Annotated in this window: 17 protein-coding genes; 7 read left to right on the top strand and 10 right to left on the bottom strand. The window is 72.9% G+C overall.

The window, feature by feature from the left end:
- Window positions 1-64: 64 nt before the first annotated feature.
- Window positions 65-2,587, bottom strand: coding sequence for a bifunctional FO biosynthesis protein CofGH (locus tag AB0K25_RS11845; protein ID WP_357536307.1), 2,523 nt, complete (start codon window positions 2,585-2,587; stop codon window positions 65-67).
- A gap of 201 nt (window positions 2,588-2,788) precedes the next feature.
- Window positions 2,789-3,748, bottom strand: a complete 960-nt coding sequence (locus AB0K25_RS11840; protein WP_363819919.1) for a hypothetical protein — start codon at window positions 3,746-3,748, stop codon at window positions 2,789-2,791.
- 98 nt (window positions 3,749-3,846) lie between these two features.
- Between AB0K25_RS11840 and cofD the strand changes: the two genes are divergently transcribed.
- Complete coding sequence (gene cofD, locus AB0K25_RS11835; RefSeq protein WP_219467346.1) at window positions 3,847-4,794, top strand: 2-phospho-L-lactate transferase; 948 nt, start codon at window positions 3,847-3,849, stop codon at window positions 4,792-4,794.
- On the top strand, window positions 4,791-5,954 hold the full coding sequence (locus tag AB0K25_RS11830; protein WP_357536303.1) for a coenzyme F420-0:L-glutamate ligase: 1,164 nt from the start codon (window positions 4,791-4,793) through the stop codon (window positions 5,952-5,954). The genes cofD and AB0K25_RS11830 overlap by 4 nt, the downstream gene beginning before the upstream one ends.
- A 185-nt stretch (window positions 5,955-6,139) precedes the next feature.
- On the opposite strand, the gene AB0K25_RS11825 is transcribed toward AB0K25_RS11830, so the two are convergent.
- Both AB0K25_RS11825 and AB0K25_RS11820 read right to left on the bottom strand, forming a co-directional pair.
- Complete coding sequence (locus tag AB0K25_RS11825) at window positions 6,140-7,141, bottom strand: winged helix-turn-helix domain-containing protein (protein WP_219467342.1); 1,002 nt, start codon at window positions 7,139-7,141, stop codon at window positions 6,140-6,142.
- A 276-nt stretch (window positions 7,142-7,417) separates the two neighbouring features.
- Window positions 7,418-8,455, bottom strand: a complete 1,038-nt coding sequence (locus tag AB0K25_RS11820; protein WP_357536301.1) for a hypothetical protein — start codon at window positions 8,453-8,455, stop codon at window positions 7,418-7,420.
- 213 nt (window positions 8,456-8,668) lie between these two features.
- Between AB0K25_RS11820 and AB0K25_RS11815 the strand changes: the two genes are divergently transcribed.
- Window positions 8,669-9,235, top strand: a complete 567-nt coding sequence (locus AB0K25_RS11815) for an NUDIX domain-containing protein (protein WP_308291129.1) — start codon at window positions 8,669-8,671, stop codon at window positions 9,233-9,235.
- A gap of 188 nt (window positions 9,236-9,423) precedes the next feature.
- Here the strand turns inward: AB0K25_RS11815 and AB0K25_RS11810 are convergent, their stop codons facing one another.
- Both AB0K25_RS11810 and AB0K25_RS11805 read right to left on the bottom strand, forming a co-directional pair.
- Window positions 9,424-10,515, bottom strand: coding sequence for a sugar phosphate nucleotidyltransferase (locus tag AB0K25_RS11810; RefSeq protein ID WP_363819914.1), 1,092 nt, complete (start codon window positions 10,513-10,515; stop codon window positions 9,424-9,426).
- Between the two features lie 63 nt (window positions 10,516-10,578).
- Window positions 10,579-11,724: a glycosyltransferase family 1 protein gene (locus tag AB0K25_RS11805; RefSeq protein WP_219467335.1), complete on the bottom strand. Its 1,146-nt coding sequence runs from the start codon at window positions 11,722-11,724 to the stop codon at window positions 10,579-10,581.
- Window positions 11,725-11,875: 151 nt separating this feature from the next.
- Between AB0K25_RS11805 and AB0K25_RS11800 the strand changes: the two genes are divergently transcribed.
- A complete protein-coding gene (locus AB0K25_RS11800; RefSeq protein ID WP_363819911.1) occupies window positions 11,876-12,565 on the top strand; it encodes a TIGR03089 family protein in 690 nt (229 codons plus the stop codon).
- Between the two features lie 375 nt (window positions 12,566-12,940).
- Here AB0K25_RS11800 and AB0K25_RS11795 read toward each other — a convergent pair whose 3' ends face one another.
- Both AB0K25_RS11795 and AB0K25_RS11790 read right to left on the bottom strand, forming a co-directional pair.
- Window positions 12,941-15,022 carry an acetoacetate--CoA ligase gene (locus AB0K25_RS11795; protein ID WP_308291128.1) on the bottom strand — a complete coding sequence of 694 codons (2,082 nt, stop codon included), beginning with the start codon at window positions 15,020-15,022 and terminating at the stop codon, window positions 12,941-12,943.
- Window positions 15,023-15,568: 546 nt separating this feature from the next.
- Window positions 15,569-16,084, bottom strand: coding sequence for an acyl-CoA thioesterase (locus tag AB0K25_RS11790; protein WP_091248315.1), 516 nt, complete (start codon window positions 16,082-16,084; stop codon window positions 15,569-15,571).
- Between the two features lie 23 nt (window positions 16,085-16,107).
- On the opposite strand from AB0K25_RS11790, the gene AB0K25_RS11785 reads away from it, so the two are divergent.
- On the top strand, window positions 16,108-16,782 hold the full coding sequence (locus AB0K25_RS11785) for a hypothetical protein (RefSeq protein ID WP_208570975.1): 675 nt from the start codon (window positions 16,108-16,110) through the stop codon (window positions 16,780-16,782).
- A 72-nt stretch (window positions 16,783-16,854) separates the two neighbouring features.
- On the opposite strand, the gene AB0K25_RS11780 is transcribed toward AB0K25_RS11785, so the two are convergent.
- Window positions 16,855-17,646 carry a GntR family transcriptional regulator gene (locus AB0K25_RS11780; RefSeq protein WP_363819907.1) on the bottom strand — a complete coding sequence of 264 codons (792 nt, stop codon included), beginning with the start codon at window positions 17,644-17,646 and terminating at the stop codon, window positions 16,855-16,857.
- A 219-nt stretch (window positions 17,647-17,865) separates the two neighbouring features.
- Between AB0K25_RS11780 and AB0K25_RS11775 the strand changes: the two genes are divergently transcribed.
- Both AB0K25_RS11775 and AB0K25_RS11770 read left to right on the top strand, forming a co-directional pair.
- Window positions 17,866-18,018 carry a hypothetical protein gene (locus AB0K25_RS11775; protein ID WP_208570977.1) on the top strand — a complete coding sequence of 51 codons (153 nt, stop codon included), beginning with the start codon at window positions 17,866-17,868 and terminating at the stop codon, window positions 18,016-18,018.
- Window positions 18,015-19,166, top strand: coding sequence for a helix-turn-helix domain-containing protein (locus AB0K25_RS11770; RefSeq protein ID WP_363819904.1), 1,152 nt, complete (start codon window positions 18,015-18,017; stop codon window positions 19,164-19,166). Before AB0K25_RS11775 ends, AB0K25_RS11770 begins: the two co-directional genes overlap by 4 nt.
- Window positions 19,167-19,284: 118 nt before the next feature.
- Here AB0K25_RS11770 and AB0K25_RS11765 read toward each other — a convergent pair.
- Window positions 19,285-19,434: acyl-CoA dehydrogenase family protein (locus AB0K25_RS11765; protein WP_363820226.1), on the bottom strand; the 150-nt coding region annotated here is incomplete at its 5' end.

Genomic DNA, 19,434 nt, shown 5'->3' with positions numbered 1-19,434 from the left:
CGGCCCTCGCCTCAACCGCCGCCGGCGAACACTGGTACGGCCCGCACGCGCGAAAGGTTCGATGTCATCGCAACGGATGACCGTAAGCGGTCGTCCGCTTGCGTGCCGGACGTCCCGCGGCGGCGGCGATCGCCCGCAACTGCTCCTCGGTACGCGCCGAACCGTTGCCCGAGCCGGCCATCCGGGAGATTGTCTCCTCCATCAGGGTGCCGCCCAGGTCGTTGCAGCCGCCCTGCAACATCGCCACGGTGCCCTCGTCGCCGAGCTTCACCCAGGAGCACTGGATGTTGTCGATCCGCCCGTGCAGCAGCAGCCGGGACATCGCGTGCACCACCCGGTTCTCCCGCCAGGTCGGGCCGGGCCGGGCGATGCCGGCCAGATAGATCGGCGCGTTGGTGTGCACGAACGGCAGCGCCACGAACTCGGTGAACCCACCGGTGCGGTCCTGCACCCCGGCGAGGACCCGGAAATGCGCCAGCCACTGGCCGGGATGGTCGACGTGGCCGTACATCATCGTGGAGCTGGAGCGGATGCCCAGCTCGTGCGCGGTCGAGACCACCTCGACCCAGGCGGCGGCCGGCAGTTTGCCCTTGGTGAGCACCCAGCGCACGTCGTCGTCGAGGATCTCGGCGGCGGTGCCCGGGATGGTGTCCAGGCCGGCCTCGCGCAGCATCGACAGCCACTCCCGCACCGGCACGCCGGCCTTGGCGGCGGCGGTGACGATCTCCATCGGGGAGAACGCGTGCACGTGCATGCCGGGCACCCGGGCCTTGATCGCCCGGACGATGTCGGCGTAACCGGTCACCGGCAGCTTCGGGTCGATGCCGCCCTGGAGGCAGACCTCACCGGCGCCGGCCGCCCACGCCTGTTCGGCCCGGTCGGCCACCTGCTCCACCGACAACCGGAACGCGTCGGCGTCCCGTTCCCGCTGGGCGAACGCACAGAACCGGCAGCCCACATAGCAGACGTTGCTGAAGTTGATGTTGCGGTTGACCACGTAGGTGACGTCGTCGCCGACGGTGTCCCGCCGCACGTCGTCGGCGAGCCGGCACAGCTCGTCCAGGGCGGGGCCGTCCGCGCCGAACAGCGCCAGGGCCGCGTCGGCGTGCCGGGGCTCCAGCAGCGCCGCCGGGTCGTCGGCCGCCAGCCGCAGCCCCGCCCGCAGGTCACCGTCGGCACCCGGCACCGGCCCGCCCGACGCGGCGGGGCTCACCTTGCCGGCGACCTCCGCCCAGTCGCCGTAGACGCTGTCGAAGTCACCCCGCCGGTCGTCGGTGCGGCCGGCGGTGTCGATGGTGGCGTGCAGGTCGGTCCGGCCGCCGCCGAAGACCTCCTCCGGCTCCTGCCACGGGCGGCCCACCGGCCGGGCCGCCTCCACGGCCAGCCCGGTCGCCGGGTCGGCGAGCGCGGTGACGTGCGGTGACAGCCGGGGATCGAGCCACGGGTCGCCGGCCCGGACGTACTCCGGGTAGATCGTCAGCCGCTCGCGCAGGGTGAAGCCGGACTTCTCGGTCTGCCGGGCCAGCTCGTCGAGCTGCGGCCACGGCCGCTCCGGGTTGACGTGGTCCGGGGTGAGCGGGGACACCCCACCCCAGTCGTCGATGCCGGCCCGCAGTAGCAGGTCGTACTCGTCCTCGATCAGGTTGGGCGGGGCCTGGAGCCGGGCCTTCGGGCCGAGCAGCAGCCGGGCCACCGCCACGGTGGCCGCCAGGTCGTGCAGCTCGGCGTCGGGCAGGCCGCCCATCGCGGTGTCCGGCTTGGCGCGGAAATTCTGCACGATCACCTCCTGGAGGTGGCCGTACTCCCGGTGCGCGCGACGGATCGCGAAGAGCGCGTCGACCCGCTCGGCCGGGGTCTCACCGATGCCGATCAGGATGCCGGTGGTGAACGGCACCCCCACCCGGCCGGCGTCGTCGAGCACCCGCAGCCGCACCGCGGGCTCCTTGTCCGGGGAGCCGAAGTGCGGGCCGCCCGGCTCCGACCAGAGCCGGGTGGCGGTGGTCTCCAGCATCATCCCCATGCTCGGCGCGACCGGCTTGAGCCGTTGCAGCTCCGACCAGGAGAGCACCCCCGGGTTGAGGTGCGGCAGCAGACCGGTCTCCTCCAGCACCGCCACCGCGCAGGCCCGCAGGTAGTCCACCGTGGAGTCGTAGCCGCGCTCGTCGAGCCAGGCGCGGGCCGCCGGCCAGCGCTCCTCCGGCCGGTCACCCAGGGTGAACAGGGCCTCTTTGCAACCCAGCGCCGCGCCCTGCCGGGCGATCGCCAGCACCTCGTCGGTCTCCAGGAAGGCCGCCGGCAGCCGGTGCGGCACGGTCGCGAAGGTGCAGTAGTGGCACCGGTCCCGGCACAGCCGGGTCAACGGAATGAAGACCTTCTTCGAGTACGTCACCACGCCCGGCCGGCCGGCGTCGCGCAGCCCGGCATCCCGGACCTCCCCGGCGATCCGGAGCAACTCGTCCAGGTCGGCGTCCCGGGCGCTCAGCAGCGCGGTGGCCTCGTCGACGTCGAGCGCGCGCCCGGTGGCGGCCCGGCGCAGCGCCCGTCGCACGCTCGCCGAGGTCGGGCCGGGATCGGTGCGGTCAACCATCCGCCCAGCCTAGGCGCTGGCCGGGACGATCCGGCAGCCATGCGAGCCGGGTGTGACATCTCCCCGTCGGGTGCTGCCGCACCACCGTCCCGGCCGGATCGGCACCTCGCGTCGCAGCGCGCCGACCGACCCGGGTTGGTGGCACCGCGCCGGCCGGGTCGGGCTCACGCCGTGGCGCGGGCCGACCCGGCCGGGTGCGGCTCAGTGCGGGGTGTTCGGATCGTCCCGCCGGAAGGGCTGGGTGCGGTCCCCGTCCGCGTCGGCCGGGCCGGTGGTCGGCTCCGTGGACTGACGCGGGATCGCCTGGGTCGGGTCGGCCGACGGAGGCTGCCCGAACGGTGGGGCGGACTGCGGAGCCCCGAACGGCGGGGCGGACTGCGGAGCCCCGAACGGCGGGGCCGACTGCGGCGGGATTCCGGTCGGTGGCCCGGACTGCGGCGGGGCGGACTGCGGAGCACCGAACGGCGGCGCGGACTGCGGCGGCGCGGACTGCGGCGGCGCGGACTGCGGAGCACCGAACGGCGGCGCGGACTGCGGCGGGGCGAACCCGGGCTGGCCGTACTGCCCGGCACCAGGGTGACCCGGGGGCGGGTAGCCCTGGCCCGGGTAGCCACCCTGCTGCTGCGGCCAGCCGGGCTGCGGCTGGCCGTAGACGCCGGGCTGGGGCTTCGGCTTCGCGACGTAATAGAGGGTGCGCCAGATCCGGTAGACCACGAAGGCGGCCATCCCGAACAGCGCCAACCAGGCCGCCCGGGTAAGCATGCCGAGCAGGGCGTCCAGCACCTCGGCCTCGGCCAGCCGGCCGACCAGCCAGATCAGGAAGGTCAACACGCCGAACAGGGCGCCGAAGGCGTACTCGGCGAGGGCGACCTGGGTGAACTGCCGGGCCCGGCCGGACACCGGCGCGAGGTGGGTGACCAGCAGCACGGCCAACAACGGCAGCACCGTGGCCTCGACACCGACGAAGGCGAAGAACTCGCTCCCCGCCCGCCCCGAGAAGGTGCTGTAGTCCGACATCGGCACGAGCAGCCGGACGAACCCGACGAAGAGCAGCACGGCGTTCGCGCCGAGCAGGACGAGCGCGGCGAGTTCGCGCAGGGGTGCGGTGATCTGGCGGGCCTGCGACGCGTCGTGCGACGCGGGCTCGGCGGGGCTGGTCACGAACTCTCCCTCGGGGCGAAACGGACAGATGCCGACGTGAGCCTAGTCTCCCGGGCCGCCCGGCGGCGGCTCGCGTCCCGTACGGGAGGATGGACGACATGCGCATCGTGGTTCTGACCGGCGGGATCGGGGGTGCCCGATTCCTGCTCGGCGTCCGGGCGTACGCCCGCGAGGTGGGCGCCGAGGTGACCGCCGTGGTCAACGTCGGCGACGACCTCTACCTGCACGGCCTCAAGGTCTGCCCCGACCTGGACAGTGTCCTGTACACCCTCGGCGGGGGTGCCGACCCGGAACGCGGGTGGGGGCGGGTCGGCGAGAGCTGGACCATCAAGCAGGAGCTGGCGGCGTACGGTGCCGAGCCGGGCTGGTTCTCCCTCGGCGACAAGGACGTCGCCACCCACCTGGTGCGCACCACCATGATCAATGCCGGGTATCCGCTGTCGCAGGTCACCGAGGCGCTGGCCGCCCGCTGGCAGCCCGGCGTACGGCTGCTGCCGGCCACCGACGACCGGCTGGAGACGCACGCGGTGGTCGACCTGGACGGCGAGCGGCGGGCCATCCATTTCCAGGAGTGGTGGGTCCGGTACCGGGCGGGCGTGCCCACCGACCGGTTCGTCTTCGTCGGCGCGGACACCGCCAAGCCGGCCCCCGGGGTGGCCGAGGCGCTGGCCGCCGCCGACGTGGTGCTGGTCGCGCCGAGCAACCCGGTGGTGAGCATCGCCCCGGTGCTGGCGGTGCCCGGCCTGCGCGACGCGGTCGCCACCGGTCCGGCCCGGGTCGTCGGGGTGTCGCCGATCATCGGCGGCGCACCGGTGCGCGGGATGGCCGACCGGTGCCTGGAGGTCCTCGACGTCGAGTGCAGCGCCGCCGGGGTGGGTCGGCTCTACGGCGGTCGCAGCGAGGGTGGCCTGCTCGACGGTTGGCTGGTCGCGCCGGAGGACGACGGGGTGGCGGTGCCCGGGGTGACCGTCCGCGCGGTCCCGCTGCGGATGACCGACGAGGCGGCGACCACGGCGATGGTCCGGGCCGCGATGGAGCTGGTGTGAGACTGGAGATCCTGCCGGTGCCGGGCATCGGCGACGTGACCGAGGGCGACGACCTGGCGGTGCTGATCGGCACGGCCGCGCCGTGGTTGCGCGACGGCGACGTGCTGGTGGTCACCAGCAAGATCGTGTCGAAGGCGGAGGGCCGGCTGGTGGACGTGCCGGCCGACGGCCCGGAACGGCTCGCCGCCCGGGACGAGGTGCTGGCCGCCGAGACCGCCCGGGTGGTGGCCAGCCGGGGGGCGACCCGGATCGTGCAGACCCACCACGGCTTCGTGATGGCCTCTGCCGGGATCGACGCGTCGAACGTCGACAAGACCCGGCTGGTGCTGCTGCCGGTGGACCCGGACGCGTCGGCGCGGGCGCTGCGCGCCGCCCTGCGGGACCGCTACCGGGTCGACGTCGCGGTGATCATCAGCGACACGATGGGCCGGCCGTGGCGCAACGGGCTGACCGACGTGGCGCTCGGCGTCGCCGGGATGCCCGCCATCCGGGACCACCGGGGCGAGGTCGACCCCTACGGCAACGAGCTGCAACTGACCCAGATGGCGGTGGTCGACGAGCTGGCCGGCGCAGGTGAGCTGATCAAGGGCAAGTGCGACCAGGTCCCGGTGGCGGTGGTCCGGGGCTACCTGCCGTCGTCGTCGCCCCCGGCCGACGGTGGCCGGGCGCACCCGCCGGCCGGGGGCGACGGCCGGGACGACCGGCCGGCGGTCCGGCTGGTCGACGACGGGGCCGGAGCCGCCGCCCTGGTGCGGGAGAGCGCGTTGGACCTGTTCTCACTGGGCACCGCCGAGGCGATGGCGGCCGGGATGCGCGCCGCCGCGACGCTTGCCGACGGCCGTGGTGAGGCACCGGTGGACCCGGCGGCCGTCGACCGGGCGATCGCCGCGGTGGCCGAGGTGGTCGCCCCCGGCACCACGTTCACCCAGGTCACCGACGACGAGGTACGCGCCGGTCTCGCCGCGACCGTCGACGGCTGGCCGATCGGGGCGAGCGGTCTGCTGCTCGGCGCGGCACCCACTCCCGTCGACCAGCCCGACCTGGTGCGTTTCGGCGTCGACCTGCACCGGCTGCGGATCGCGCTGGCCGCCGAGGGGATCCCGTCCACCCTGCTGCCGCCACCGACGGGCAGCATCGCCAGCGCCTGCCTGGCCCTCTGACCGGCCAGCACCCTCCCCGGGCGGGCTGACCGAGCCGGTCATGATCACCACAGGGTCGCCGAGGTGGCGGCTTCCGCGAGGCTGGACACCGCCGGGTCAGCCGCACCTGCCCGCTCGCCGCGTCACGCGTCACGCGTCACGCGTCACGCGTCACGCGTCAGGCGTCAGGCGTCAGGCGTCAGGCGTCAGGCGTCGAGCATGGCCCGGCCGAGCGGGGTCAGGGTGTGCAGCACCGTGTTGCGGTCGCGGCGGCTGACCAGCAGCCCGGCGTTGCGCAACACGGTGGTGTGCTGGCTGACGGCGGCGGCCGAGATGTGCAGCCGCCGGGCCACCTCGCCGGTCGTCGCACCGTCGTCGCTGACTTCCAGGACCGCCGCCCGGGTACGGCCCAGCAGCGCCGCCAGCGCCTCCCTACCGCCGTCGCCGGCAGGTCGGCCACCCTCGCCCGGGGGCGGGTCCAACCCGCCGAGCCGGTCGGCCGGATAGACCAGCACCGGCGGCAGCATCGGGTCGAGCAGGGCGACCGGGGTACGCGCACAGAAGAACGAGGGCACCAGCAGCAGCCCCCGACCGTCCAGGTGCAACTCCCGGCGGTTCGGATAGTCGAGGACCTGGAGGACCCCGGATTCCCAGCGCATCCCCGGCCGCAGGCTCGCCAGTAGTCCCTCCGCCCCACCGTCGAGCAGGGCGCGGGCGCGTACCGCCCGGTCGGCCTCCACGGCGGCCCTGATCCGCCCCCAGTACGGGTCGATCGCCACCGACCGGTACTGCGCCATCGACTCCGTCAGGTGGCGGAGGACCTCCGGCTCACCCCGGGCCAGCGCGGCAGCCGACGGCGGCAACGGGTTCGTCCCCGCCAGCAGGGCCAGGTCCCGGCGCAGCAGCCCGGTCGGGGTGGACCGGACGGCGTCCAGCCCCGCCTCGAAACCGTCGAGGCTCTGGTACGGGGTGAGGAAGTCGGGGAAGTAGCCGCGGGGCGGGTTCAGCGCGAACAGCAGCCGGAACTGGTCGGCGGCGGTCTCCCGACGCAGCCCGGTGGCCACGCCCCGCCGCCAGCCCGCCATCAACGGGTCGCGGGTCCGCCCCTGGAGCAGGTGCAGGCTGAGGACCGACTCCCAGACCGGATCGGCGGCAGGGGCGACCCGGGTCCGGAGGATGTCCTCCTGGGAGAAATGAATGGTCAGCATCGAGCGCTCCTGGGGCGGGGCAGGGGGAGCCCGCCGACCCACTGAACTGTACCGGGCGGCACTTATCTCCACTTTTAAGCGTGGGCTGAAAGACCTCGACGCCCGTACCGTCGGTTGACATGCTCCTACTGCCTGGTACGACGCGTGGGGGTCTCCCCACCGTCCACCTGGTGGCCTGTGGCCCAGGGAGACGTGGGTCCGGGAGGCACCACGAGGGTCTGCGGCCCTGGTTCCGTGGAGGTGTCGCCCGGGCCCACCACCCGAGCGGTGGTCGGCTCAGCCGATCCAGAGCGCCACCCGATGATCCTCGTCGGTGACGTAGAAGCTGCGTCCGTCCACCTCGGCCACCCCCTCGACATTGTGGAACGGCGCCAACTCGGCCGCCACCTCACCCGCGATCCGGTCGTCGTCGGTCGGCTCCCAGCGGAACCGGACGTGCCGTGAGGTGACATCGCCACCGGTCGGATGGTCGTCCAGCAGCACCGAGCCCTTGCCGAGCGCGTCGATCGACCCGACCACCGCCGCGTACCCGCCGTCGGGCGTCGGGGTGATCGCGCGGAAACCCACCAGTGCACCGGGCGGCGTCACACCGGTCACCACATACGCCCGACCGGCGCGCGGCCAGCCGCCACCGGGGGTGAACATCTCCGGGATGCCGGCCAGCTCGACCAGGACCGGTTCCCCGTCCACGGTCACCGGGAATCGGAGCCCCAGCAGCACCGTCCCGTGCGGGGTGAACGTCGCCGCCTCCACGTTCAGCGGCAGGTCACCGTCGGCCAGCCGGCGTACCCAGGACTTGGCCCGCGCCGTACCCCGGGACACCGTCTCGCCGATGAACCGCTGGCGGACCCGCTCACCCGGCGGCAACGGGGTGAACGCCGCCTTGACCAGGGCGTCGTTGACCGCCCGGTGCACCCGGAACCGGTTGCGGACCACCTGCACCGGCAGCGTCCCGGTGGCGGCGTCGTCCTCCCGGAACCGGGCCACGAACGCACGGCGGGGCCGCAGCGGGCCGGCCTTCGAACCGAAGTGCGACCCGAAGACGTACACCCAGCCGTCGTGCGCGGCGAGCGCCTCACCGTCCTCGGTACGGCCGTTCTCGGTCCCCGCGTCGGCCGTCACGTGATGGGCGACCCACTCGCCGTCGGTGCGCTCCAGCAGCAGGGCGAGGCAGTGTTCCACCGGCCCCTCGTCGAGCACGGTCCAGAAACCACGGACAGCGTCGTACGCCCGCAGCAGCGACCGGGACCGGACCGGCAACAGGTCGCTGGCCTCGTTGCCGGCCACCACGAACTCCAGAAGTCTCAGGCTCACCGCGCCAGGGTACGGAGCGCACGCTCGTAGAGTGTCGGGATGCCCGACGCCTTCCCCGCCACCCCGGTCCCCTCCCCGGCCGGCACCACCGAGCCAGCCGCCCCCACCGAGCCGGGCGGGACTGCCGACCCGGGCAGGACTGCCGGGTCCACCTGCGCCAGCCGGGCGGACACCGCCACCCTGCCGGGCGGGACCAGCGGAGCCCGCCCCGGAGTGCCCGGCGACGGAAACGTGGCGCTGCACGCGGACGCGGTGGCGGTGCTGGCCGGTTGGACGCCGGCCGGGCCGGACGCCGCCGAGGCGCGGGACCGCACCCTCGCGCTCCTCGCCGCCGGCCCGGTCGCCCTGACCCGCCACCACCTGCCGGGGCACCTCACCGCGAGCGCGCTGATCCTCGACGCCGCCGGAGCCCGGGTGCTGCTCTGCCTGCACGGCAAGCTGCACCGCTGGGTGCAGTTGGGCGGGCACTGCGAACCGGGCGACGAGACACTGGCCGGGGCGGCGTTGCGCGAGGCCACCGAGGAGTCCGGCATCCCCGGGCTGGTCATCGATCCCGTACCGATCGACGTGGACATCCATCCGGTGGCCTGCCAGGGTGGTTCGCTGCACCACGACGTGCGGTTCGCGGTCTTCGCCCCGCCGGACGCGGTCGAGCAGGTCAGCGACGAATCCGAGGCGCTCGGCTGGTTCCCGACCGACCGGCTGCCGGAGCCGCTGGCCGGCGGGACCGCCAAACTCGTCGCGCCGGCCCTGGCCGTCCACGCCCACCGGGCCCGCTGACCGCCCGCTCCGACCCACGCCCGGGGGCCGACCCGCCAGACGGCCGACCCCGGGAGACGGCCGACCCGGGAGACGGCCGACCCCGGGAGACGGCCGACCCGCCCCCGGCGGTGGGCCCGTCCGGGCGGCCGGAAAGCCCGACGGTCGCAGCGGCATACCACCGGGCGGGGGTCAGGCCGCCCCGACAGTCAGACCAGCCCGTCCTCGCCCCGGGCTTTCAGCTCGTCGACCAGGGCCTTGACGTCCTGGGCCCGGTCGCGCGGGCAGACCAGCACCGCGTCGGGGGTGTCCACCACGATCAGGTCACGGACCCCGAGAGCGGCGACCAGCCGACCCGACTGCGGCACCACCACCAGGTCGTGGGCGTCGTGCAGCAGGACCCCGGGCTTGGCGTCGGTGCCCAGCACCACGTTGCCGGCCGGGTCGGCGGGCAACACCTCGCCGAGGGTGTGGAAGTCACCCACGTCGTTCCAGCCGAAGTCACCCGGCACGGTGGCGACCCGGCCGGCGGTGGCCGCGCCCTCCATCACCGCGTAGTCGACGGAGATCTTCGGCAGTGTCGGCCAGACCGCGCCGAGGACCTCGTCCTGCTCGGGGGTGCCCCAGGCCGCCGCGATCGAGATCACCCCGGCGTGCAGGGCGGGCTGCTGGCGGGCCAGCTCGGCGAGGAAGACGTCCACCCGCCAGACGAACATGCTGGCGTTCCAGAGATGCCGACCCGAACGCAGGTACGCCTCGGCGACCGACGCGGCCGGCTTCTCCTTGAACTCGGTCACCGGACGCAGCGGGCCGTCGCCGGTCGGCTCACCGGTCTCCAGGTAGCCGTAACCGGTCTCCGCCCGGGTCGGGGTGATCCCCACCGTCATCAGCAGCCCCTGCTCGGCACCGCCGATCGCCGCCCGGACCGTCTGCACCCAGGTGGCCGGGTCACGGATCAGGTGGTCGGCGGCGAAGGAGCCCATCACCGCCGTCTCGTCCCGCCGGGCGATCACCGCCGCCGCCAGGGCGATCGCCGCGCAGGAGTCCCGGGGCGACGGCTCCACCAGGATGTTCTCCTCCGGCACCCCGCTCAGCTGCCGGGCCACCGCCGCCGCGTGGGCGGCCCCGGTGACCACCAGGATGTGCTCCGGTGTGGTCAACGGCGCGAGCCGGCCCACGGTCGCCTGGAGCAGCGACGCGTCGGTGCCGGTGAGCGGATGGAGGAACTTGGGGTGCCCCGCGCGGGACAGCGGCCACAACCTCGTGCCGCTGCCACCCGCCGGGATGACGGCGTAGAGCATCAGCACATCATGCCCGAACCGCCACAGGTCGGATGCCGGGTCCGCCGTACGGTCAGCGACCACTCAGGAACGCGCCCGGCTCCAGGCGGCGATGTGCACCTCGGCGCTGGACGCCCAGGTGAACTCCTTGGCCCGGTCGAAACCCGCCTTGGCCAGCGACAACCGTCGCTGCTCGTCGTCGAGCAGGGCGGCCAGGTCGGTGGCGATCTGGTCGGGGTCCTCACTGGTGTACGCGACCGCGTCACCGCCCACCTCGGGCAGCGAGAGCCGGGGCGTGGTGAGCACCGGCGCGGCGCAGGCCATCGCCTCCAGGATCGGCAGACCGAACCCCTCGCCGTACGACGGGTAGGCGGCGACCAGCGCCCCGCCGAGGAAGCCGGGCAGGTCGGCGTAGCGCAGGTAACCGGGACGCAGCAACCGCAGGTGCGACGGGACCTCGGCCACCGCGCGGTCGATGTCCTCGTCGTGGCCCTGGCCACCGGCGATCACCAGGGCCGGCGGGTTCTCCCGGTCGCCCACCGCCCGCGCCCACCCCCGGATCAGATTGGGTACGTTCTTGCGCGGCTCCTTGGCCCCGAGGAAGGCGACGTAGCTGCTGCCGGCGAGCCCGAGCCGGGCCCGCACCCGGGCCTTCTCCTCCTCGCCCGGGGCGTGGAAGGCACTCTGGTCGACCCCGTGGTAGGCCACGTCGATCCGGGTCGGGTCGGCGTCGAGCAGCCGGATCAACTCGTCGCGGGTGGCCTTGCTCGGCACGATCACCCGGCTGGCCCGGCGCAGCGACGTCTTGATCGCGCTGCGGAAGAACGTCCGCCGGGACTTGTCGTAGTGCTCCGGCTCGGTGAAGAACGTCGCATCGTGCACGGTCACCGTGACCGGGCAGCCGGCCCGCAGCGGGCAGGTGTAGAACGGCGAGTGCAGCACCTCGGCACCGACCTGCTGGGCGAGCAGCGGCAGGCCGGTCTGCTCCCAGGCGAGCCGGGCCGGGCGGTGGGCGACAGCGGCCGGGGCGGGGATCACCTCGGCCCCGGGCAGCATCCGGGTGTAACGCTCCAGGTCGGTACGCAGGCTCACCACGACCAGGTCGACCGTCTCCCCGCAGACTGTGCCGAGGGCTCCGAGCAGGCCATCGACGTATCTACCGACGCCGCCACGGTCGGCGGGGACACTCGTGGCGTCGATGAGCACGCGGGGCGGGCGACCGGCGGTCACGGGGCGACTCCTTGCACTGACTGGTCTGTGGGAAACAACACTCCGGGCAAGCCTACGCCGGAGCCCGGTACGGACGCTGACTCCGACCCGACCGTACGCCGACTTGTCATCGTCATCGAATACGGGCGACAGGGGCGTATCGTTCGCGCCGATGGCCGACAACATTGCCCGGGTGTTCGCCGCCGCGATCGCGGCCGACCCCGCCCGCCCCCTGCTGACCTGGTACGACGACGCCACCGGCGAACGCACCGAACTCTCCGGCGCGACCCTGGCGAACTGGGTGGCCAAGACCGCCAACCTGCTGGTCGACGAGCTGGCCCTGAGCCCCGGCGACCCGGCCGGGGTGCTGCTGCCACCGCACTGGCAGACCGCCGCCGTGCTACTCGGCTGCTGGTCGGCCGGGTTGACGGTGCGTGACGAACCGGGTGACGTGCACGTGCTCTTCGCCGCCGCCGACCGGGTGGCCGAGGTCGACGCCTGGCCGGCCGGCGACCGGTACGCGCTGGCGCTCGCCCCGTTCGCCGCCCCGCTGCGCGAGGTCCCCGCCGGCTTCGCCGACTACGTCGTCGAGGTACGCACCCAGGGTGACCACTTCACCCCGTCCGGCCAGGGTGGCCCCACCGACGCGGCCCTGCTGGCCGAGGCGGACGCCCGCGCGACGGCCCTCGGCATCGCCCCCGGCGACCGGCTGCTCATCGACGCGACCACCCACCCCGACCCGCGCGACTGGCTGCTCGCCCCGCTGCTGCGGGGGGCGACGGTCGTGCTGACCGGCAACCCCGACCGCTCCCGCTTCCCCACCCGCGCCACCACCGAACGCACCACCCACACCCTCCCCTGACCCCCACCCCCTCCGCCCTGCTCCCACCCCACCCCCGCCGCCTCCTCCCGCCCTCCCCGCCTCATCCCGCCTCGCCCCGCCCTCCTCGCCTCGCCTCGCCTCGCCCCGGTGATCAAGAGCTTTACGTCAAAATTCCGCCGACAAATGACGTAAACCTCTTGATCACCCGACCTCGATGGCGCTGGTGTTCGGTGATCAAGAGGTTTGGGTCAGAAACAGGGGGCGGATTGACGTAAAGCTCTTGATCACCGGGGCGAGGCGGGGCGGGCGAGGCGGGGCGGGCAGGGCACGGGGCGGGGCGGGGCGGGCAGGGCACGGGTAGAGCGGGCGGGCAGGAGACGGGCAGGGCGGAGCCGGGGGCAGGGGTGGGTGGGGTTAGGGGGTGGGGCGGGTTTGGGCGAAGGCGGCGAAGGCGGTGAGGGACTCCGGGTTGGCCAGGGCACCCTGGGCAGCTGCCGAGTCGACCGGAGTGCCGGTGAGGATCTTCTTGACCGGGACTTCCAGTTTCTTGGACGACAACGTGCGCGGCACTGCCCGGACCTGGTGAATCTCGTCGGGGATGTGCCGGGGCGACAGGGCGGTACGCAGCTCGCGGGCGATCTTGCGGCGCAACGCGTCGTCGAGTTCGAGGCCCTCGGCGAGCACCACGAACAGCAGCAGCTCCCCCGCCCCGCCCTCGTCGTCCTCCAGGTGCACCACGACCGAGTCGACCACCTCGTCGAGGCCCTCCACCACCGAGTAGAACTCGGCCGTGCCGAGGCGTACGCCGCCCCGGTTGAGGGTGGCGTCGGACCGGCCGGTGATCACGCAGCCGCCCCGCTCGTTGATGGTGATCCAGTCGCCGTGCCGCCACACCCCGGGATAGACGTCGAAGTACGCCTCCGTGTAGCGGCGACCGTCCGGGTCGTTCCAGAACCCCACCGGCATGCTCGGCATAGGCGCGGTGATCACCAGTTCGCCCAGTTCGCCGAGGACGGGGGTGCCGTCGGCTGAGCGGGCCTCCACCTTCGCACCGAGCGCCCGGCAGGTGATCTCACCGGCGTACACCGGTAGCAGCGGCACACCGCCGACGAAGCCGGTGCAGACGTCCGTCCCCCCGGACAACGACTGGAGCTGGAGGTTGGTGCCGACCGTGTCGTACACCCAGGTGAAGCCCTCGGCGGGCAGCGGCGCTCCGGTGGAGCCGACCCCGCGCAGCGCGGACAGGTCGGCGACGTCCCTGGGCACCAAGCCGGCCTTGCGGCAGGCCAACAGGAACGGCGCGGACGTGCCGAAATAGGTGGTGCCGGTCTCGTCGGCCAGCCGCCACAGCTCGCCCAGGTCGGGGTGGCCGGGGTTACCGTCGAACAGCACGATCGTCGCCCCGACGGCCGGCCCGGAGACCAGGAAGTTCCACATCATCCAGCCGGTGGTGGTGAACCAGAAGAACCGGTCGGCCGGGCCGAGATCGTGGTGCAGGGCGAGCATCTTGAGATGTTCGAGCAGGATGCCGCCGTGCCCGTGCACGATCGGCTTCGGCAGGCCGGTGGTGCCCGAGGAGTAGAGCACGTAGAGCGGGTGGTCGAACGGGACCGGGGTGAAGGTCAACGCCCCGTCGGTCTCCGCCGCCAGGTCGGCCCAGCTCAGGCTGCTCTGTGGTACGCCGCCCGGCGCGGCCTCCGCACCGCCGACGGCACCACCGGGCAGCGCGGATGCCGGGGCAGCGCCGTCGGAACCGGCCGGAGGGGCAGCGCGGTCGGAACCGGCCGGGGCGAAGCCGTCGGGGCCGGTCGGGTGCAGGTAGGGGATGTGGACGGTGTGGGTCAGCGACGGCAGGGCGGCCCGGATCGCGGCCACCTCGGCCCGCCTGTCGACCGGCTTGTCGCCGTACCGGTAGCCGTCCACGGCCACCAGGACCTTCGGGGCAATCTGCTGCCAGCGGTCGACGACACTCCGGGTGCCGAACTCCGGGGCACAGGACGAGAAGATCGCCCCGAGGCTGCTGGTGGCCAGCAGCAGCACGTACGTCTCGGGGATGTTCGGCGCGTACGCGGCCACCCGGTCCCCGGCGACGACGCCGAGGCGGCGCAGCCCGGCCGCCACTCGACGGACCTGTTCGCGCAGCTCGGCGGCGGTCAGGGTGACCGGCGGGCGGGTCTGGGAGTGGGCGACCACCACCGGGTCGTCATCGGCGCGGCCGGGCAGCCGCAGCACGTTCTCGGCGTAGTTGAGCGTCGCGCCGGGGAACCACCGGGCACCGGGCATCGCCGCATCGGTCAGGGTCGCCGTCGGCGGGGTGTGCGCCACCACCTCGAAGTGGTCCCAGATCGAGCGCCAGAAGGCGTCCAGGTCGGTGACCGACCACTGCCACAGCGCGTCGTAGTCGGCGAAGTCCAGCCCCCGGTGCTCCCGCAGCCACCGCAGGTAGCCACCGATCCGGGACCGCTCGCGTACGTCCGCCGGCGGCGTCCACAGCACGTCACCCACCGCTCCACCCTCCCTGAGGCCCACACGGCACTGTGCCCGGCCATACCGCCATCTTGCCTACCTCGCAGCGCCATCATCCACACCGGGGCCCACCACGGAAACGTGCCCCGCGCACACAATCCGTCCCCACCCCCGCTGCCGAGTCCGGCTCAACCCGCTGATCAAGCACCCATCTCCCACTGATCCAGCTGACCCATCGACCAGACCCCGTTGATCAAGAGGTTCGGGTCAAATTCCAGCCCGAACCTGACGCATACCTCTTGATCACCGGACCGGCACATTCCGCCCCGGCCGCAGCGACGGGCTGGCGCCGGTGATCAAGAGGTTCGCGTCAACATTGAGCCGATACCTGACGTATACCTCTTGATCACCGGGCTGGGACGCCCAACGCCGGGTGCAGCCGGGGGCTGGGGGGTGGTGATCAAGAGGTTTGGGGCAGGACTGGGCGCGGAGCTGACGTAAATCTCTTGATCACCGGGGCGGGAGGGGGAGCCGGGGGGCAGGGGTGGGAAGGGGGAGCTTGGGGGACGGAGGGGGTCAGGAGGCGCGGTGGGCTTGGATGGCGCGGCGTTTGGCCAGGCGGTGGGCGCGGCGGATCTCGGCCTCCTTGTAGCGGCGGTGATCGTCTGGGGTCTCCGGGAGGACGGGGCGGACCGGGCGGGGGGCGCCGGCCACGTCCACACCGACGAAGACCAGGTAGGCGGTGGCCACCCGGACGGGTTCGTCCTCGGCCGAGTCCCAGCGCTCGGCGACCACCTTCACCCCGACCTCCATCGAGGTGTTGCCGGTCCAGTTGACCTGGGCGTGGGCGTGCACCAGGTCACCCACCCGGACGGGCTCGGAAAAGACGATCTCGTCGATGGAGGCGGTCACCGCCGTACCGCCGCTGTGCCGGGCCGCCGCCGCCCCGGCCACGTCGTCGACGAACTTCATCAACACCCCACCGTGCACGGTTCCGTACAGGTTGACATCGACAGCGGTCATGATGCGACTCAGCGTGACCCGGGAGTACGACGTCGGCTTGCCGGGAGGGGTGGTGGGGTGCTCGGTCATGGCAGAAACGGTACGGTGCGCCAATGCGACATCTCTGGAGCTTCCTCGCCGGGCTGGTGGTGGCACCCGTCACGTGGGTGCTGATCACCCTCGGGCAGGACGGGTCGGGCCGGACCGTGGACCGCTGGGTGGAGATCGGCACGTACAACACGGCCAACCTGATCGAGCCGACCGTCTACCTCGGCGTCGCCGGTATCCTGCTCGGCCTGGTCGGCACGCTGCGCACCTCGCCGCTCGGCCCGCTCGTCGCCGGGCTGCTGCTGGTCACCCCGTACGTCGGGATGTTCATCGCCCCGTTCACCGTGCTCGACTGGATCCCGAGCGGCTGGAAGGTGCTCGGCGACCCGCTGCCGCTGCACCAGCCGGTGCAGAACGGCACCCTGTTCCTGATCGGCGTGCTGCTGCTGATGGCCGTGTTCAGCGCCCAGCGGTGGCGGCGCTGGCCGCAGCCGGCGACCGGGACGGAATCGGCCCCGGCCGACTACGACGACCCGCCACCGCCCAGCTATGCCACGAGCGACTGGCCGCCGGCCGGTCCGCCCGCCCGCAGCGAGCCGGACACCGCGCCGCTCACCCTCGGCTACCCCGACCTGGACACCCCCACCGAGCCGCTGCCCCGGCGGGCCGGCACCGAGTCGCCGTGGTCCGCCCCGCCGCGCTACGGGGCCAAGCCGGAGAACAGCCCCGACAACCGTTGACCGCTGACGGGTGGGCCGGCACGACTGGCCCACCCGATCATCCGGTACGGCTTCTTCACGGCCGAGCCGTTGTCAGGACGGCTCGGCCCCCTCGGGCGGTGACCAGGGATCGACGGGCAACTCGTAGACGAGTCGGTAACGGTCACCAGGAAACACGATGTCGGCGGTTTCCACTGCGGTCCGCCCGGCGAAGTAGGTGCGCTCGACTTCGATCACCCACCTGCCGCCGCGCCGGTCGAGTTCGAGGGCGGCAGCTTCCTCGGGCATCGCCTGCCGGGTCGTCACCTCTTCCACAAACCGGTCGACGGCCACACCGATGAAGTCCATCCGAGCGACCACGCCGATGATCGGACCTCGCTCGGGGTACTCGATCGGCGTACCGCCGGTGAGGGCCAGCGGCTCGTACGAGTCGGCAAGTTGTATCGGGACTCCGTCGGCCAGGTAGCGGTACCTGGTGTGCATGACGGTGTCGCCGGGCTGAATGCCGAGCCGTTCGGCGATGCGGGGCGTTGCGGGAATCTTCTCGCTGTCAGACTCCCAGCTCGGTTGCTTGCCTGCGGCTTCGCTGTCCCGGGCGAACGGTGACGTGCTGCCGATGCGGTTGCGCAGGTCCCGAGAGTGGGCGCGACGCACGAGCGATGTGCGGCTGCGGACGTAGTTGCCCGATCCCCGTCGGCCTTCGATGAGCCCTTCGCTGCGGAGCATGGTGAGGGCGTGCTTGATGACGGTGCTGGAGAAGCCCCAGCGCTGCTGGAGTTCCCTCTCGGTGGGCAGCTTGTCCCCAGAGGACAGTTCACCGCCAAGGATCCGCTGTCGCAGGTCATCCACGACGCGCTGATAGTTGGGCGGCTCCCTGCCGGTCATGGATGACCCCTCCACGTGGACACACCTACTCACGGTCAAGTCGACCACGTCTCCGCAGGCGCAGCAAACAATGTCAAACGTTCATGATCCGAAAGTTAGCACAATTAAGTCCTTTACTGATCTAGAGTTAGTGCGCTAACTTTCGGTAGCAGTGCAGGAGCCCTCACTCAGAGCTATCTGCGCAGCTCACAGCCCCGCTTACCGAAGGTAAGAGTGATCATGAGGTCTGAAGTGGTATCGATCGTGTTCGGGGGCCTGGTGCCGGGCTTTCTGGTCGGGCTGCTGGCGTTCCGGGTCAAGTCGAGGTGGTGTCCGCGCTGCGGGGAGTCCACCACCGTGGCCGTACCCCCGCCGGTGGAGCGGGACCGGTGAACCGGCCGGCGCTGACCGACGTCGACGAGCTGCCGATCGGCCGGCGGGTGGCCCGCTGGCGGGTACGCCGCCGGATGACCCAGCAGATGCTCGCCGACCGGCTCGGCAAGTCGAAGAGCTGGGTGGACAAGGTCGAACGCGGCGTACGCAGCCTGGACCGCTACTCGACCGTCCAGGAGATCGCCGAGGTGCTGCGCCTCGACCCGGCCACCCTGCTCGACCCCCGCAGACCGCTACCGCCCGTGACCGCCGGCCTCGACGGTGTCGACGCGGTCCGCGCCGCCCTGGCCCGCTACCACCACCAGCGTCCGGCCCGGACGGTGTCGCCCGACGAACTGGGGCGGCATGTCGCGCACGCCTGGCTCACCTACCAGCACGCCCACTACACGCAACTGCTCCGGGCCCTGCCCAGCCTGCTCGACGCCGCCCGTGCCAGCCCGGGACCGCTGGTGGCCGCGTACCGGATCACCGCATCGGTGCTGGTCAAGCTCGGTGAGGCCGATCTCGGTTGGCTCGCCGCCGACCGGGCCGTCGCCGCCGCCGTGGGGGACCCCGTCCGCGCCGGCACCGCGACCATCGTCGTGGCCCAGGCGCTGCGCGCGCTCGGCCGCGACCGGCTCGCCCTCACCGCCGCCGTCGCCGCCATCGGCACCGCCACCCACGACGCGGTACGCGGGACGCTGTTCCTCCAGGCCGCGCTGGCCGCCGCCGGCTGTGGTGACGGCCGCCGCGCCGACAACCTGATCGACCACGCCACCGTCCTCGCCAACCGGTGTACGAGCGGCGACGACCCGCACCACACCGCGTTCGGTCCCGCCGCCGTGCTGCTGGCCCGCTTCCTGACCGCCCTGCGCCTCGGCGACACGGCCGTGGCGGTCCACCACCACGAGAAGGCCATCGGGCGCGACGACTGGCGTCGGCTTCCCGTCGAGCATCGGGCCGCGCACCTCGTCGACGCCGCCCGCGCCTACCTCGACGCCGGTGACCTCGCCGCCGCCGGTCGTACGCTGGTCGAGGCCGACACCATCGCGCCCGCCGAGGTCCGCTACCGCCCCGCCGCGCGTACCCTCGTCGCCGAGATCGCCCGCAGCGGCCCGCCAGCCGCCGACGTGGCCCGCCTCGCCACCACCGTCGGCCTCACCCGCTGACCCGCCAGCAGCCGCACATCGAGATCGTCGGCAGCTCACGGAACTTGACACCCACTTCGCACCTTGCCTGTCAGGTGCGAAGCAGGCGTCCGGAACGGAGGAGCAACGAACCCGGCGGTCAGTCCTTGAGCAACTGGCGGGCCATGACGATGCGTTGGACCTGGTTGGTGCCTTCGTAGATCTGGGTGATCTTGGCGTCGCGCATCATCCGCTCGACCGGGTAGTCCCGGGTGTAGCCGTACCCGCCCAGCAACTGCACCGCGTCGGT

Origin of the sequence: Micromonospora sp. NPDC049257 (assembly GCF_040678915.1) — a bacterium.
Lineage (GTDB): Bacteria > Actinomycetota > Actinomycetes > Mycobacteriales > Micromonosporaceae > Micromonospora > Micromonospora antibiotica.
Note: the sequence above shows the minus strand (reverse complement) of the source record. Positions and strands in the feature narration are given on the sequence as shown.

Coding starts and splice junctions, on each gene's coding strand:
- AB0K25_RS11810 (WP_363819914.1), bottom strand. CDS start 10,515: ATGCTCTACGCCGTCATCCCGGCGGGTGGCAGCGGCACGAGGTTGTGG.
- AB0K25_RS11775 (WP_208570977.1), top strand. CDS start 17,866: ATGAGGTCTGAAGTGGTATCGATCGTGTTCGGGGGCCTGGTGCCGGGC.
- AB0K25_RS11790 (WP_091248315.1), bottom strand. CDS start 16,084: ATGACCGAGCACCCCACCACCCCTCCCGGCAAGCCGACGTCGTACTCC.
- cofD (WP_219467346.1), top strand. CDS start 3,847: ATGCGCATCGTGGTTCTGACCGGCGGGATCGGGGGTGCCCGATTCCTG.
- AB0K25_RS11785 (WP_208570975.1), top strand. CDS start 16,108: ATGCGACATCTCTGGAGCTTCCTCGCCGGGCTGGTGGTGGCACCCGTC.
- AB0K25_RS11845 (WP_357536307.1), bottom strand. CDS start 2,587: ATGGTTGACCGCACCGATCCCGGCCCGACCTCGGCGAGCGTGCGACGG.
- AB0K25_RS11780 (WP_363819907.1), bottom strand. CDS start 17,646: ATGACCGGCAGGGAGCCGCCCAACTATCAGCGCGTCGTGGATGACCTG.
- AB0K25_RS11825 (WP_219467342.1), bottom strand. CDS start 7,141: ATGCTGACCATTCATTTCTCCCAGGAGGACATCCTCCGGACCCGGGTC.
- AB0K25_RS11800 (WP_363819911.1), top strand. CDS start 11,876: ATGGCCGACAACATTGCCCGGGTGTTCGCCGCCGCGATCGCGGCCGAC.